Source organism: Aquirufa sp. ROCK2-A2, assembly GCF_054558485.1.
Genome location: NZ_JBPXKA010000012.1, coordinates 44,154 through 57,253, shown reverse-complemented (window position 1 = coordinate 57,253; position 13,100 = coordinate 44,154). Strand labels below are relative to the sequence as shown.

Annotated in this window: 11 protein-coding genes; 5 read left to right on the top strand and 6 right to left on the bottom strand. The window is 37.2% G+C overall.

What is annotated here, in order from left to right:
• Positions 1-1,309 precede the first annotated feature (1,309 nt).
• The 5 genes from V7S76_RS12640 (at position 1,310) to V7S76_RS12620 (ending at position 7,696) form a co-directional block, all read left to right on the top strand.
• Positions 1,310-2,509, top strand: coding sequence for a helix-turn-helix domain-containing protein (locus V7S76_RS12640; RefSeq protein ID WP_459510490.1), 1,200 nt, complete (start codon positions 1,310-1,312; stop codon positions 2,507-2,509).
• Between the two features lie 551 nt (positions 2,510-3,060).
• Complete coding sequence (locus V7S76_RS12635) at positions 3,061-3,666, top strand: gluconate 2-dehydrogenase subunit 3 family protein (RefSeq protein WP_459510489.1); 606 nt, start codon at positions 3,061-3,063, stop codon at positions 3,664-3,666.
• Between the two features lie 31 nt (positions 3,667-3,697).
• A complete protein-coding gene (locus V7S76_RS12630) occupies positions 3,698-5,416 on the top strand; it encodes a GMC oxidoreductase (RefSeq protein ID WP_459510488.1) in 1,719 nt (572 codons plus the stop codon).
• Positions 5,417-5,578: 162 nt separating this feature from the next.
• Positions 5,579-6,352 (top strand): hypothetical protein, encoded by a 774-nt coding sequence (locus V7S76_RS12625; protein WP_459510487.1) that lies wholly within the window; start codon positions 5,579-5,581, stop codon positions 6,350-6,352.
• Between the two features lie 147 nt (positions 6,353-6,499).
• Complete coding sequence (locus V7S76_RS12620; protein ID WP_459510486.1) at positions 6,500-7,696, top strand: ATP-binding protein; 1,197 nt, start codon at positions 6,500-6,502, stop codon at positions 7,694-7,696.
• Between the two features lie 488 nt (positions 7,697-8,184).
• Here V7S76_RS12620 and V7S76_RS12615 read toward each other — a convergent pair whose 3' ends face one another.
• From V7S76_RS12615 to V7S76_RS12590, 6 genes are read right to left on the bottom strand one after another with little or no spacing between them, the layout of a single operon-like run.
• Complete coding sequence (locus V7S76_RS12615) at positions 8,185-8,763, bottom strand: precorrin-2 dehydrogenase/sirohydrochlorin ferrochelatase family protein (RefSeq protein ID WP_459510485.1); 579 nt, start codon at positions 8,761-8,763, stop codon at positions 8,185-8,187.
• Between the two features lie 8 nt (positions 8,764-8,771).
• The gene (gene rlmN / locus V7S76_RS12610; RefSeq protein ID WP_459510484.1) at positions 8,772-9,830 is read right to left on the bottom strand and encodes a dual-specificity RNA methyltransferase RlmN; all 1,059 of its coding nucleotides are present in this window, start codon (positions 9,828-9,830) and stop codon (positions 8,772-8,774) included.
• A complete protein-coding gene (locus V7S76_RS12605) occupies positions 9,830-10,282 on the bottom strand; it encodes a GatB/YqeY domain-containing protein (RefSeq protein ID WP_459510483.1) in 453 nt (150 codons plus the stop codon). Before V7S76_RS12605 ends, rlmN begins: the two co-directional genes overlap by 1 nt.
• A gap of 4 nt (positions 10,283-10,286) precedes the next feature.
• Positions 10,287-11,807 (bottom strand): GH3 auxin-responsive promoter family protein, encoded by a 1,521-nt coding sequence (locus V7S76_RS12600; protein ID WP_459510482.1) that lies wholly within the window; start codon positions 11,805-11,807, stop codon positions 10,287-10,289.
• A gap of 7 nt (positions 11,808-11,814) precedes the next feature.
• Entirely contained in the window at positions 11,815-12,672 is an 858-nt protein-coding gene (locus V7S76_RS12595) for a glycerophosphodiester phosphodiesterase family protein (protein WP_459510481.1), read from the bottom strand.
• Positions 12,673-12,701: 29 nt separating this feature from the next.
• A complete protein-coding gene (locus tag V7S76_RS12590) occupies positions 12,702-13,049 on the bottom strand; it encodes a DUF4296 domain-containing protein (RefSeq protein ID WP_459510480.1) in 348 nt (115 codons plus the stop codon).
• Positions 13,050-13,100 lie beyond the last annotated feature (51 nt).

Here is a 13,100-nt window from a genome sequence, read left to right as displayed (position 1 = left end):
GAAAGATTTGAGCGAAGCGGTAGGCGGAGCTTTGACAATGCGCATGGGCGATGTGCGTCAGGGTCAAAGAAAATAGCCGATAGCGTAGTGAAAATCGCGCCGCTTGCGGATTCGTCTTGGATTAACTTGCGACTAATAAGTTTTTTTGTTTCTTTTTTTCTAAAAAAAAGAAATACCATGGAAAATAAATTAACCAATAAATGGCATTTTTAGGTAATAGGTATTAGGTAAAAGGTAATAGGTATTAGGTAATAGGTAATAATGCGAATTATGGGTTGAAATTTCCAATGATTAATCTCTTACTTTACAGCTTCTGGCTTAGACACTTCGGCAAGCTCAGTAAACGAGCTCAGCGAACGTTTAGTTCTTATCAATGAAATTGCGGTTAATCCGACGAAAGATTTGAACGAAGTGGTAGGCGGAGCTTTGACAATGCGCATGGGCGATGTGCGTCAGGGTCAAAGAAAATAGCCGAAAGCGTAGTGAAAATCGGGCCGCTTGCGGATTCGTCTTGGATTAACTTGAAGAAAATAAGTTTTTTTGTTTCTTTTTTTCTAAAAAAAGAAATGCCATGGAAAAAGAATTAGCCAGAAAATTGCATTGATAGGTAATAGGTAAAAGGTAATAGGTATTAGGTATTAGGTAATAGGTAATAGTTATTAGGTAATAGGTAATAGGTAATAGGTAATAGGTGTTAGGTAATAATGCGAATTAAGGGTTGAAATTTCCAATTATTAATCTCTTAATTACCGCTTTCGGCCTCCATCCTTCAACAGGCTCTGTAAACGAGCTCAGTAAACACTATTTATTATTTTTTTGGACTTATAAATGAATTTGAGGTTAATCCGACGAGATTATTTAGATTTCAGAACAAAAATAAATATTCAATAATCCCTACGGGATTAAATACTTGTAGTCATGGACTTAATTCCGTGGGGGAAAGATATAGATGTCCAGGCAATAGGGTTTAGGTATATGGCTAGGGATTTCGAAGGCAGAGGATGAAAAATAGAATAAGAGAAAGAGAAAAAACAAGCCCTGAGAATCTAAAATTTGAAGTAGATTGTCCAGAAAAAAATAAATACGAGAATCTCGCGAGCTTGAAATTGTGAAAAATAGAAGATAATCTCCTGATAATTAGCGCAAATACGCTCAAAATAAGGGTAAAATTAATAAATAGGTCCCATCAAAAAATTTAACTATTTTAACGATATAATCAAAAATTTATTATTTTTGGGCCAAAGTTCTTTGTTAGATAAATTTTAAACTTATACCTCCTTACTAATATTCTGCTCAATAATAACCCTTAATGATACTTTACATCTCAGTAACTACTATTATACTTGCCATAGTTATAAGCATATATAACTATCAAATAAACAAGAACAGTTTGTATCTGGCGGGCTTCTTAATCCCACTATCCATTGCGGGTATTTTACATTATTACTCCATCATAGATGACAACCCAGACGGCTTAGTTATATTATATGGACATTTTATTCCTGTCCTATTTCTGACGGGACCAATGCTCTACTTATATATTAGAGGAATATTAACAGATCGTTCCCAATTACACAAATTGGATATCCTTCATTTTTTGCCGGCATTCATCTCCTTGATTTCCATTTTACCTTATTACTTTGAGCAACTATCCTATAAAATAGAAATAGTTAATAAGGTATTTTATAATCCCAACGCACATAAAACCCTTAATATTTCCTGGCTATATCCCAGTTCCTTGAATATCTTACTCAGAGCCATTTTACAAGCGATCTATATCTTAGCCTCTATTTGTTTATTGGTCAAATACAAATTGAAAATGGCAAAGAACAATACTCCCATTGAGCAAAAGAACATTGCGCTCAATTGGGTATATACCATTTTGTTGATTTCAACGGTAGTCAGCGTTTCATACCTCATCATCACCCACAAGTATTATTTCGGAAATAATACCAAGAAAGAAATTAGTGAATATGGCTTAAATTATGTGGCTGCGATATCCTTTTCATTGATCCCCTTATTAATGCTCATATTCCCAGAGCATTTATATGGCATCCCTGTTAATCGAAAAATGAAATCTGCTGAAAAGGTCAAAAATGATCTACCATTCGTCAATGAAGCAGGACCCGAAAAAACAGATGCGGATCCATTCAATGAAGTAGCTCAATCCATTATGGATTATCTTCAAAATGAAAAGCCTTATGTTAATCCGGATTTTAGCATTGATGATTTAGCTAAAATATTAGATATTCAAAAACACCATTTATATTATTGCTTCAATAACATCCTTCAGGTAAAATTTACCTCGTTAAGAACCAAACTGCGGGTGGATTATACCAAGGAAATTTTAATGAGTGGCGATTTAACGACCATGTCCATGGAAGGAATTTGGACCAAAGCTGGGTTTTCATCCCGAACGAATTTCTTCGTTTCATTCAAAGAAGAAACTGGCTTAACACCATTGGAGTTTATCAAGAATCAAAATTTGGGAGAATTGAGGGAAAACTAAATCTTTGTGCACCTTTGGCCTTAAACATTTCAAAAGCCAAAAGCACACAAAGAAATAAAACTTATATGATACTTCCTTATTAAAAAGATAGTGGCAGTCGAAGTTGGTTAGGACATTCTAACAATGAACCTTTAGATTAATAATACGTGAATAACTTATTATAATCTTCACCTAAATTGGATAGGCAAATTTCGGCATATAATGCAAAAGCACCTCACTAAGAATTTAGAATTGAGTTCCGTTTTCATAAAATCCAGTTCCAAATTATAAAAACAAGGCCATTTTGGAAGATTAAATCCTTGAATTTGAATTTTCCGGCGTGCAGGAAGGGCGAAGATGTATGGTGAGGTCGAGATGTGATGAGCTGCAGAATGGATTTGAACGATGAAATCTTTGAGTCCATTTATGTTGAAATGGCAGAAAAATTCATTCCCCCATAGCCCAGAATTTCAACCATTTTTTATTCCAAAAAATTAAAACTATTTTTGTCTATAAGGTGTTTAAATATCGTTTTAAACAGCGCAAACCCATAACAATTTAACAATAAAAACATGATTAACAGAAGAGATGCGGTCTCTAAAATTGCCATGATGTTAGGTGGTGCTTTAACTGCTCCCACTTTGATGGCAATGGAAAGGTCACAAACAACATCGCATTCACTTAATGTCGCATCATTTGGCCTAAGTGAAACACAAAGAAAAATTGTAGCAGCGGTTGCTGAACAAATTATTCCAAAAACCTCTACTCCCGGTGCCATTGATGCAGGTGTTCCCGCTTTCATCGAAATGATGTTGAAAGATTGTTACAAAACACCTGAACACAAAAGCTTTTTGAAAGGCTTAAAAGACCTTGAACAAGCGAAGTTCTTAACGCTAAATCAAGATGGACAAGTGGCTGTATTGAAAATAATAGAAGCCGACACCAAAGAATTGATGAAATCCTACCAATTAAACAAGGTAAAAGTAGGCGACAATGTAGATAAAGAAACATTGGAGGGAAATAATGGCGTGCCATTCTGGAGATTAATGAAAGAATTGACCTTATTGGGATATTATACTTCTGAAAAAGGTTTACAAGCTTCTTTCGTCTATGAACCTATTCCAGGTAAATTCGAAGCAACGAAACTAACACCAGGACAAAAATCCTACCAATACTAAATCTTTTCAAAACGAAATTTCGATTAACATCATGAATCTTAATATAGATGCAATAAAGAGTCAAACATTTGATGCCATAGTAGTGGGATCAGGTATCTCTGGCGGTTGGGCTGCTAAAGAATTGACCGAAAAAGGATTAAAAGTGGCCGTTTTAGAACGTGGCCGCGAAATTAAACACATTGAAGGTTATGAAACGGCTATGAAAAATCCTTGGGATTTTGCTCACCGTGGAAGACCAGATAACATGGCTGCCGAAGAATATTGGGCGGGTATGCGTACTGGTTATACAGCCAACGAAGAGCATCGCTACTTGTTTGAAAACGATAAACAAAATCCTTACATCGAGAAAAAAGGTGGATTCGATTGGTTAAGAGCTTATCATACAGGTGGAAAATCTTTGCTATGGGGTCGTCAAACCTATCGTTGGAACAAAGAAGATTTTGAAGCGAATGGAAAAGAAGGCGTTGGTACCGATTGGCCAATTCGCTACGAAGATTTAGCCCCTTGGTATTCTTATGTAGAAAAATTTGCGGGTATTTCTGGACAAAGAGAAGGATTAGATGTGCTTCCCGACAGTGAATTTTTACCAGCCATGCAAATGACCGCTCCGGAAAGACATTTCAAAGAGCAAGTAGATAAAAAATTAGGCCGCCCGGTAACGATCGGTCGTGTGGCGCACTTAACTCAACCTGGAGCTCATCATACAGCTTTAGGCCGCGGTAGTTGCCAATACAGAAATAAATGTATGCGTGGATGCCCTTACGGAGCTTATTTTAGCTCGTTATCAGCTACATTACCAGCTGCAATGCGCACCAATCGTTTAACCATGGTTCACAATGCCATCGTTTCTGAAATCATTTACGATGAGGCCACTCAAAAAGCGAAAGGTGTACGTGTTATTGATCAAAACACCTTAGCAGTGAAAGAATATTACGCAAAAATCATTTTCGTCAACGCTGGAGCCATCGGTTCAACCTCTATTTTGATGAACTCGAAATCGAGCCGCTTTACGAATGGTTTAGGAAACGATAGCGATCAATTAGGACGAAACATCATGGATCACCATTTGGGTGTAGGTGCTAGTGCAACTGTGGAAGGATTTGCCGATGATTATTTCTTCGGTAGTCGTCCAAATGGATTGTACATTCCACGTTTCCGTAACTGGGGCAAAGATAAACGTGCATATACTCGTGGATTTGGTTATCAAGGTGGCGCTAGCCGTGAAGGTTGGGGTCGTGGTGTCAATTCAGATGGTTTTGGTGCACAATTCAAAGAAGATTTGACAAAACCTGGTACATGGACCATCGGTTTTGGTGGTTTTGGTGAAATTTTACCAGATCCAAACAACCGTTTTGTCTTGAGTCAAACAGCTAAAGATAAATGGGGACTACCTGTTTTGGAATTTGAAGCGAATTTTGGTTCCAATGAATTAAAAATGCGTGAAGATATGATGCATGATGCGGCTGAAATGTTAGAAGCAGCTGGTTTCAAAAACATCAATCAATACAACAGCGATAAAACACACATCGGTTTAGGTATCCACGAAATGGGAACAGCTCGTATGGGTCGTGATCCAAAAACGTCTATCTTGAACAAACATAATCAAGTTCATGAAGTGAAAAACGTGTTTATGACAGACGGAGCTGCAATGGCTTCTGCTTCTTGCGTAAATCCATCCTTAACCTACATGGCTTTAACTGCACGTGCAGCTGATTTTGCGGTTTCTGAGTTAAAGAAGAGAAACCTTTAGGAAGAGAGAAAACGTGAAGAGAGAAGATCGATGCCTGTGCGGAGTTCAAGGCGGAGGTAGTAAGAGGTAAAAAGAAGAGAGAAAATTTAAGAATACCAAATTAAATACTCCCACTCGGCTCCATCCGAGTGGGAACTATTCAAAAATAACACTGATTTTATCATGAAAATTCTCCGAATAGCCAATTTACTAAGCTTTTTAGCAGTTTTAACCATGAACTTTTTATCGGTTAAACTACCTTTAAATGGGCATACACCAGGAGAATTATCCGATTTATACGTCAATTATTTTGTTCCGGCCGGATTCACCTTTTCCATTTGGGGAATCATATATACGTATACGTTCATTTGGGTAATTGCTCAAACAGCAGGATTATTTTCAGAAAGTCTCTCCGCGAAAAGCGACTTTTGGGTCAATCGCATAGGATGGAATTTTGTATTCTCCAGTATTGCCAATATAGCATGGCTTTGTGCCTGGCATTATGAACAATTGTGGCTTTCAGTAGTCATTATGTTGGTTTTATTGGGCATTTTAATCAAAAACAATATCCAATTAGAAACGACATATGATTCAACCAGTCGATTTTATCGCTGGGCAGTAAAAATTCCTTTTCAGATTTATTTTGGCTGGATTTGCGTGGCAACCATTGCCAATTTTACCGCTGCTTTGGTGGGAAATCAGTGGACAGGATTCGGTATTTCAGAGGTCCTTTGGACCAAAATCATGCTTTCGATCGCTATCGCATTAGGCATGGTGTTGGTTTATTTAAAACGCGGCCCCTTCATCGGTTTAACCATTGTTTGGGCCCTTTGGGGAATCTATTCCAAACGATTAAGCATAGATACTACCGCTTCCCAAGAAATTGCTTCCTGGGCATTGGTAGGAGTAATTTGGTTAGGAACGGTTTCGGTGGTTAAATTAGGTAAGAGGTATTAGGTAATAGGTAAAAGGTAATAGGTAATAGGTATTACCTCACCACATTCTTCGTGATCTCATTCAATTGCTTAATTTTCTCTTCACAAACACATATTTGTTTATTCGAATAAACAATTTTTTGTATATTTGTACATTAAAATAAACAATATGGATAAGCTATTTGAAAAATTCCTACAAAAGTTACGCTACGTTCCAATGCATTTTATTCGCTCTATGATGCAGGATATACATTGGGATGCGCGATTGATTGGTATAAAAGGGGCCCGCGGAATTGGAAAGACAACTTTGCTTTTGCAATACATTCAATTGAATTTGAGTCAGGAAATAAACAAAGTACTTTATGTAAGTTTAGATGCCATTTGGTTCAACGCGCATTCGCTAACTGAATTGGTGGATAATTTTGTAAAAAGAGGCGGAAAATACTTGTTTTTAGATGAAGTACATAAGTATCCCAATTGGGCACAAGAATTAAAAAACATATATGATGATTATCCCGACTTAAAAGTAGTCTTCACAGGATCCTCCCATTTAGAAATTTTAAATGCAAGAGCGGACTTAAGTAGAAGAGCGGTGGTTTATACCATGCAAGGCTTTTCCTTTAGAGAATTTGTGAGCATAGAAAAGGGAAAGACATTTCCCATCTACAGCTTAGATGAAATTCTGAATAATCATCTTACCATTTCACAAGAATTGGTCAAAGAATTTAGGCCCTTTGAACATTTCGAGAACTACCTAACCTATGGATATTATCCCTTTTATCAGGAACAAAAAGAATTGTTTGATATGCGATTATCAGAGGTCGTTAATATGATATTAGAAATAGAATTACCTGCATTAAGAGATGTAGAATATGCCTATATTCATAAACTGAAACAATTATTAATGATCATTGCGGCATCAGTGCCGTTTGTTCCCAATGTCACTAAAATCAGTGAAAAAGTTCAAATCAATCGAACTACCTTATTAAGTTATTTACAATATTTAGATGAAATTGGATTAACTAGAAACCTATACAAAGAAGCCAATGGTATTAGTAAATTACAAAAGCCCAATAAAATCTATTTAGAAAATACCAATTTGATCTACAATCTAGCCAAAGAGAATACCAATATAGGCAATACCAGAGAAACGTTTTTTGCGAATCAATTAGCCTATAAAAATACTTTAGAATACACCGAGAATGGTGATTTTATGGTCAATAAAAAACAAATTTTTGAAGTCGGAGGTAAGGCCAAAGGAAAAGAACAAATCGCAAATTTGAATAACGCTTTCATCGTAGCGGATAACATTGAATTTGGATTTCAAAATAAAATACCTTTGTGGTTATTTGGGTTTTTATATTAAAGGACTCGTATATTAAAAAAACCGTGCCTTTGTGTTAAAAACGAATGAATTATCACAAAGACACGGATTACCTTTTCCTTCTTTCCTATTCCCTATTAATGCGAATTAAGGGTTAAAAACATAAATTCAGGATCTTTTCCAATAATTGTTGCTAAATCAAATTTAATTACATTTTTCCTGGCCAACAATGAAAATGATGCATGATGTAAGATGTATGACGTAAGAGAGAAAAGATGATTTCTGATTCTTCATTCTCAATTCCTCATACATCTTACATCATACCTCTCTAGCACTTCGCTCAAATCTTTCGTCGGATTAACCGCAAATTCCTTTAAAAGTTCTAAAATAGAATTAATAGATTTATCTCAGCTCGGTTCCTGAGCCTGTCAAAGGAAATTTCAACCCTTAATTCGCATTAATAGGTAAAAGTTATGAAGTATGAGTTATGAAGTATCACATCTTACGTCTTACATCATACATCTTACGTCCTACCTCACCACATTCTTCGTGATCTCATTCAATTGCTTGATTTTCTCTTCAAAATCGCCTTTTAATTGCTTTCTAAGCGACTCTAATTGATCCAAGCTAGTCTGAATGTCGGGGGGGATTACATCTTCCAAAAAGGCCCGAATTCGTTTGGCTAAGGTGGGCGATTTCCCGTTGGTGGAAATGGCAATTTTCAAATCGCCTTTTTGGACGATGGAACCCAAATAAAAATCGCATAAGGCCGGCGTGTCTGCCACATTACACAACAAATGCTGTTGCGCTGCCAAGACTTTGATTTCCTGGTGCAAGCTAAAATTATCCGTGGCACAAATCACCAAATCCAATCCCTCTAGATCCTCTTTCAAAAACCCTCTTTGATGAACAATAACTTTTGGAAAATCCTTCAAGTACTCCAAAGTATCCTCCCGAAAAAAAGGCGCAACCATGGTAATATTCGCTTCAGGAGAATTTCTTAACAAGGCCGAAACCTTTTCCAATGCCACATTGCCTCCGCCAACTACCAAGGTATTTAGCTGATCCAATTTTAAAAAAACAGGAAACATGGTATTTTTGGATTCCATCGTTGAAATTATTTTTTACCTGCCAATTGCCCGCAAGCCGCATCAATATCTTTCCCTCTCGAACGACGAACATTGACAATCATTCTTTTACTTTCCAAAAACGCAGAAAACTGTGCAATTGCATCGGCCTCCGCATTCACAAAATCCGCTTCCTTGATGGGATTGTATTCAATGATATTGATTTTACAAGGGATTTGTTTGGCAAATTGCCATAACTCTCTAGCATCCTCAATGGTATCATTGAACTTGTTAAAAACAATGTATTCCAAGGTTATTTTATTCTCTGTTTTCTGATAAAAATAAAGCAAGGCTTCCTTCAAAGCAGCCAAGGTATTACTTTCATTGATCGGCATAATCCGATTTCTTTTTTCATCATTGGCGGCATGCAAAGACAAGGCTAAATTGAACTTCACTTCATCATCTGCCAATTTTTTGATCATTTTGGCAATGCCCGCCGTAGAGACCGTAATACGTTTGGGCGACATCCCTAATCCTTCTGGAGAGGTAATTTTCTCAATCGACTCTAGCACATTGGCATAGTTCAACAAAGGCTCTCCCATTCCCATGTATACGATGTTCGTCAATGGCTGTTGGTACATTTTTTCTGCCTGATCACGGATTAAAACCACTTGATCATAAATTTCAAATGCCTCCAAATTCCGTTTGCGATCCATGTAACCTGTGGCACAAAAACTGCACGTCAAAGAACACCCCACTTGAGAAGAAACACAAGCCGTTACTCGCTCATCGGTAGGAATCAAAACTCCTTCCACCAAATGGGCATCATGTAAAGCAAAACTGGATTTAACGGTTCGGTCTTTACTGACCTGCGCCTCCGATGTTTCTACGCATTGCAAGGCATAATTCTCATTCAGCCAAGCCCTTGTTTCCTTCGGTAGGTTAAGCATGTCATCAAAAGAACGAGCGGATTTTTTCCATAACCATTCATAGATTTGTTTGGCACGAAATGCTGGCTGACCTTGTTCCAACATGGCCTGCTTTATTTCTTCCAAACTTAATTTCCGAATGGATTTTACCACACGTTTTTCTGCTAATTCAGACACCATTATTTCTTTAATAATTCACCCACTTTCGCTGAAATAGCTTTGCCATCTGCTAAGCCTGCTAATTGCTTAGTTGCCGCTCCCATTACTTTGCCCATATCTGCTGGACTCGATGCTCCCACAGCAGCAATAATTTCTTGTAATTTAGCCGTAAGTTCCTCATCCGATAACTGTTTTGGCAAAAATTCCTCAATAATGGTTAATTCTGCTTGTTCTATTTCAGCCAAATCAGAACGATTTTGAGCTACATAAACTTCCAAAGAATCTTTGCGTTGTTTGGCGGCTTTCATCAAAATCTTCATCTCAGCATCTGCCGATAATTCTCCTGCATGTAAGCCAGAAGTTTCTTCCAATAAAATCAAGGATTTAATTGCACGCAAAGCTCTTAAACGATTCGCATCCTTTGCACGCATGGCATCTTTGATACCATTTTCAATTGTTACTTTTAATGACATATTTTTATGGTTTAATGTGGGATTTTACCCCTTCTACAAATTCTCGATGATTACTCAAACGAGGAACTTTATGTTGACCTCCTAATTTTCCCCTTTCTTTCATCCAAGCATAAAATGTTCCTACCGGAGCTAAATGAATGATGGGTGGCCCTAATACGAGATTATAAGAGCGCTTGGCATCATAATCGGAATTAATTTCCCGCAATGTTTGATCCAAAATCTCTGCAAAGGTACTGAAATCTTTTGGTGCTTTTGAAAATTCAATCACCCATTCATGATTTCCACTCTTGCCTCCTTCCATAAATGACGGTGCGGCGGTGTATTCTTTCAACTCGGCTTCGCATGCTAAACAAGCTTTTGCTATCGCTTGTTCGGCATTTTCAATGATTATTTCTTCCCCAAAAGCATTGATAAAATGCTTGGTTCTGCCCGTTATTTTGATTCGGTAAGGAAATTTAGACGTGAATTTAACCGTATCTCCTATTTTATATCTCCAAAGTCCGGCATTGGTGCTAATCACCAAGGCATAATTGACACCTAATTCCACTTCCCAAAGTGCTACAATTTTATCCGATTCTTCCCCATCCTCATTAACAGGTATAAACTCATAAAAAATGCCATAATCCAACATTAACAGCAATTCATCAGGTAAAGTTAAATCATCTTGTATGCCAAAAAACCCTTCAGAAGCATTGTAAATTTCCAAAAATCCAACATCTGAACCTTGAAAAACTTCCTTTTTAAACATTTCTCGGTAAGGGCCAAAAGCTACCGCTCCGTGGATCATGAATTCAAAATTTTCCCAAACCTCCAAAATGGATTTTTTACCTGTGATTTCCAGAATTTTTTCGATCAAAACCAAGGTCCAAGTTGGCACTCCCAAAATGCTCGTCACATTTTCCTGAGAAGTTACCAATGCCATTTTTTCGATCTTTTGATCCCAATCGTCCATTAATGCGACATCCAAGGAAGGCGTCCGAATGATTTGTGCCCAAATGGGTAAATTCTTCATCACCACCGCTGAAACATCTCCCATCAACATGCTGGAATTCATCGGATCACTACTCAAGCTTCCCCCAATGGAAAGCCCTTTCCCCTCAAAAACCTTGGTTTCAGGCTTACTATTCACCAAAAGGGTTATCATGTCTTTTCCTCCCATCAAATGACAATCTGCCAAAGATTCTTTGGAAACAGGAATAAATTTGGAGCGAGCATTGGTAGTACCGGAGGATTTGGAAAACCAAGAAACTGGACTTCCCCACAGGACCTGCTCCTCTCCTTTCATCATGCGGTCGATAAATGGAAATATTTCTTCGTACGTAGAAATAGGAACCGTCGACTTAAATTGTTGATAATTTTGGATGAATCCATACCCATACATTTTACCCCATTCCGTGTTTTTGGCATCTGCCAATAATTGAAATAAACAGGCTTCTTGTAATTCGTAAGGTCGCGTGTACATGGCCTCAATGCGAGGCATTCTCTTTTTCATTAACCACAACAAGGTCTCGTTGAAAAGCGACATGTCCGTTTTAAATTTTAGAAATCGTCAAAGCTCTATTAGGGTAATCCGTTATTATTCCATCAACCTTCAAATGGATCAATTTGATCATTTGTTCTACTTCATTGACGGTCCATGGCACCACTTTAATCTTTTTTTCATGGCAATATTCCACCACTTTCTCATCAACCGAGGTATAATTACTGCTGTAAATATCCGGTTGAAATCCCAATTCTTTTACCGTATTTTCAGGCGATTTGCTGCTAACCAATGCGGATAACAATACAGGAGGGAAAAGGCCAGAATAAATGGATTTATGCCAATATTTCAAGACTTGGAAATCGAAACTTTGTAAAATAACGTACCGATGATCCACTTGTGCACGGATAACATCAACAACTTTTTGAGAAAATTCTTCCACCGTTTTGGGTTGTGAAAAACCATACTCCTCTTTCTCTGATTTAATTTCAATGTTGTAATATATTTCCTTTCCGGTTTTCTTGCGGTACGCCTCCACTAACGTTAATACCTCTGATAAAAGGGGTTTGTATTGGGGAATTTTTTGTTGTTCTGGGAATAATTGATTACCTCTTTGACCGACGTCAAACTGCTTGATTTCAGAATAGGGCATTTGATATAAATTTAATTTCGATTGATCTTCCTTTTTCACAGGATTTCCATCGGGAAAACTGGCATAAATAGCGTTCATGTAAGGCTCATGTGAAACGACGACTTGGCCATCTGCTGACAAGCAAACATCCATTTCCATGACTTGAATGCCCATTTTTAAAGCATTTTCAAATGCTACAAGGGTATTTTCCGGATATAATCCTCTGCAACCACGATGACCTTGAAAAAAGGGAATTTGAGCATTGGAGAGTAGAGTCATGCAGAGAAAAATTAAAGCAAAAAATGGTCTCATACAGGTTTCAACGTTTTATTAGGAGTATGGCTAATGGCATTGATTTTCTTAGTAACCTTCAAATATAGCTTTTTAAGTTCAGTAGGCTCTCTCAAATAAGAATTTAAACACTTATTAAACGAAGTGGAATCCACTTGGTACTTCATGAAAACTTGTTTTTCGAAATAATTATACACGATTAACGAAGAATCCACCGATCCTAAATGCATGCCATTTACTTTTCCTTCTGTCAGATGAATATCTACCAAAATATTCACCATCTTGTCTTCTGGAATAATTCGTTCCGTTTTTGTTTCTGAACAGGAAAACAAAATCAATAGAAAGAAAAAATAATACTTGTACATGCTTCAAAATTTGTCTACAAATTAGAAAGCTTTTACGAATATTCAGCGGAA

Bases quoted from the DNA above. Each gene is read 5' to 3' on its own strand.
- V7S76_RS12605 (WP_459510483.1), bottom strand. From the start codon at position 10,282: ATGTCATTAAAAGTAACAATTGAAAATGGTATCAAAGATGCCATGCGT.
- V7S76_RS12600 (WP_459510482.1), bottom strand. From the start codon at position 11,807: ATGTCGCTTTTCAACGAGACCTTGTTGTGGTTAATGAAAAAGAGAATG.
- V7S76_RS12630 (WP_459510488.1), top strand. From the start codon at position 3,698: ATGAATCTTAATATAGATGCAATAAAGAGTCAAACATTTGATGCCATA.
- V7S76_RS12615 (WP_459510485.1), bottom strand. From the start codon at position 8,763: ATGGAATCCAAAAATACCATGTTTCCTGTTTTTTTAAAATTGGATCAG.
- rlmN (WP_459510484.1), bottom strand. From the start codon at position 9,830: ATGGTGTCTGAATTAGCAGAAAAACGTGTGGTAAAATCCATTCGGAAA.
- V7S76_RS12640 (WP_459510490.1), top strand. From the start codon at position 1,310: ATGATACTTTACATCTCAGTAACTACTATTATACTTGCCATAGTTATA.
- V7S76_RS12635 (WP_459510489.1), top strand. From the start codon at position 3,061: ATGATTAACAGAAGAGATGCGGTCTCTAAAATTGCCATGATGTTAGGT.
- V7S76_RS12625 (WP_459510487.1), top strand. From the start codon at position 5,579: ATGAAAATTCTCCGAATAGCCAATTTACTAAGCTTTTTAGCAGTTTTA.
- V7S76_RS12595 (WP_459510481.1), bottom strand. From the start codon at position 12,672: ATGACTCTACTCTCCAATGCTCAAATTCCCTTTTTTCAAGGTCATCGT.
- V7S76_RS12590 (WP_459510480.1), bottom strand. From the start codon at position 13,049: ATGTACAAGTATTATTTTTTCTTTCTATTGATTTTGTTTTCCTGTTCA.
- V7S76_RS12620 (WP_459510486.1), top strand. From the start codon at position 6,500: ATGGATAAGCTATTTGAAAAATTCCTACAAAAGTTACGCTACGTTCCA.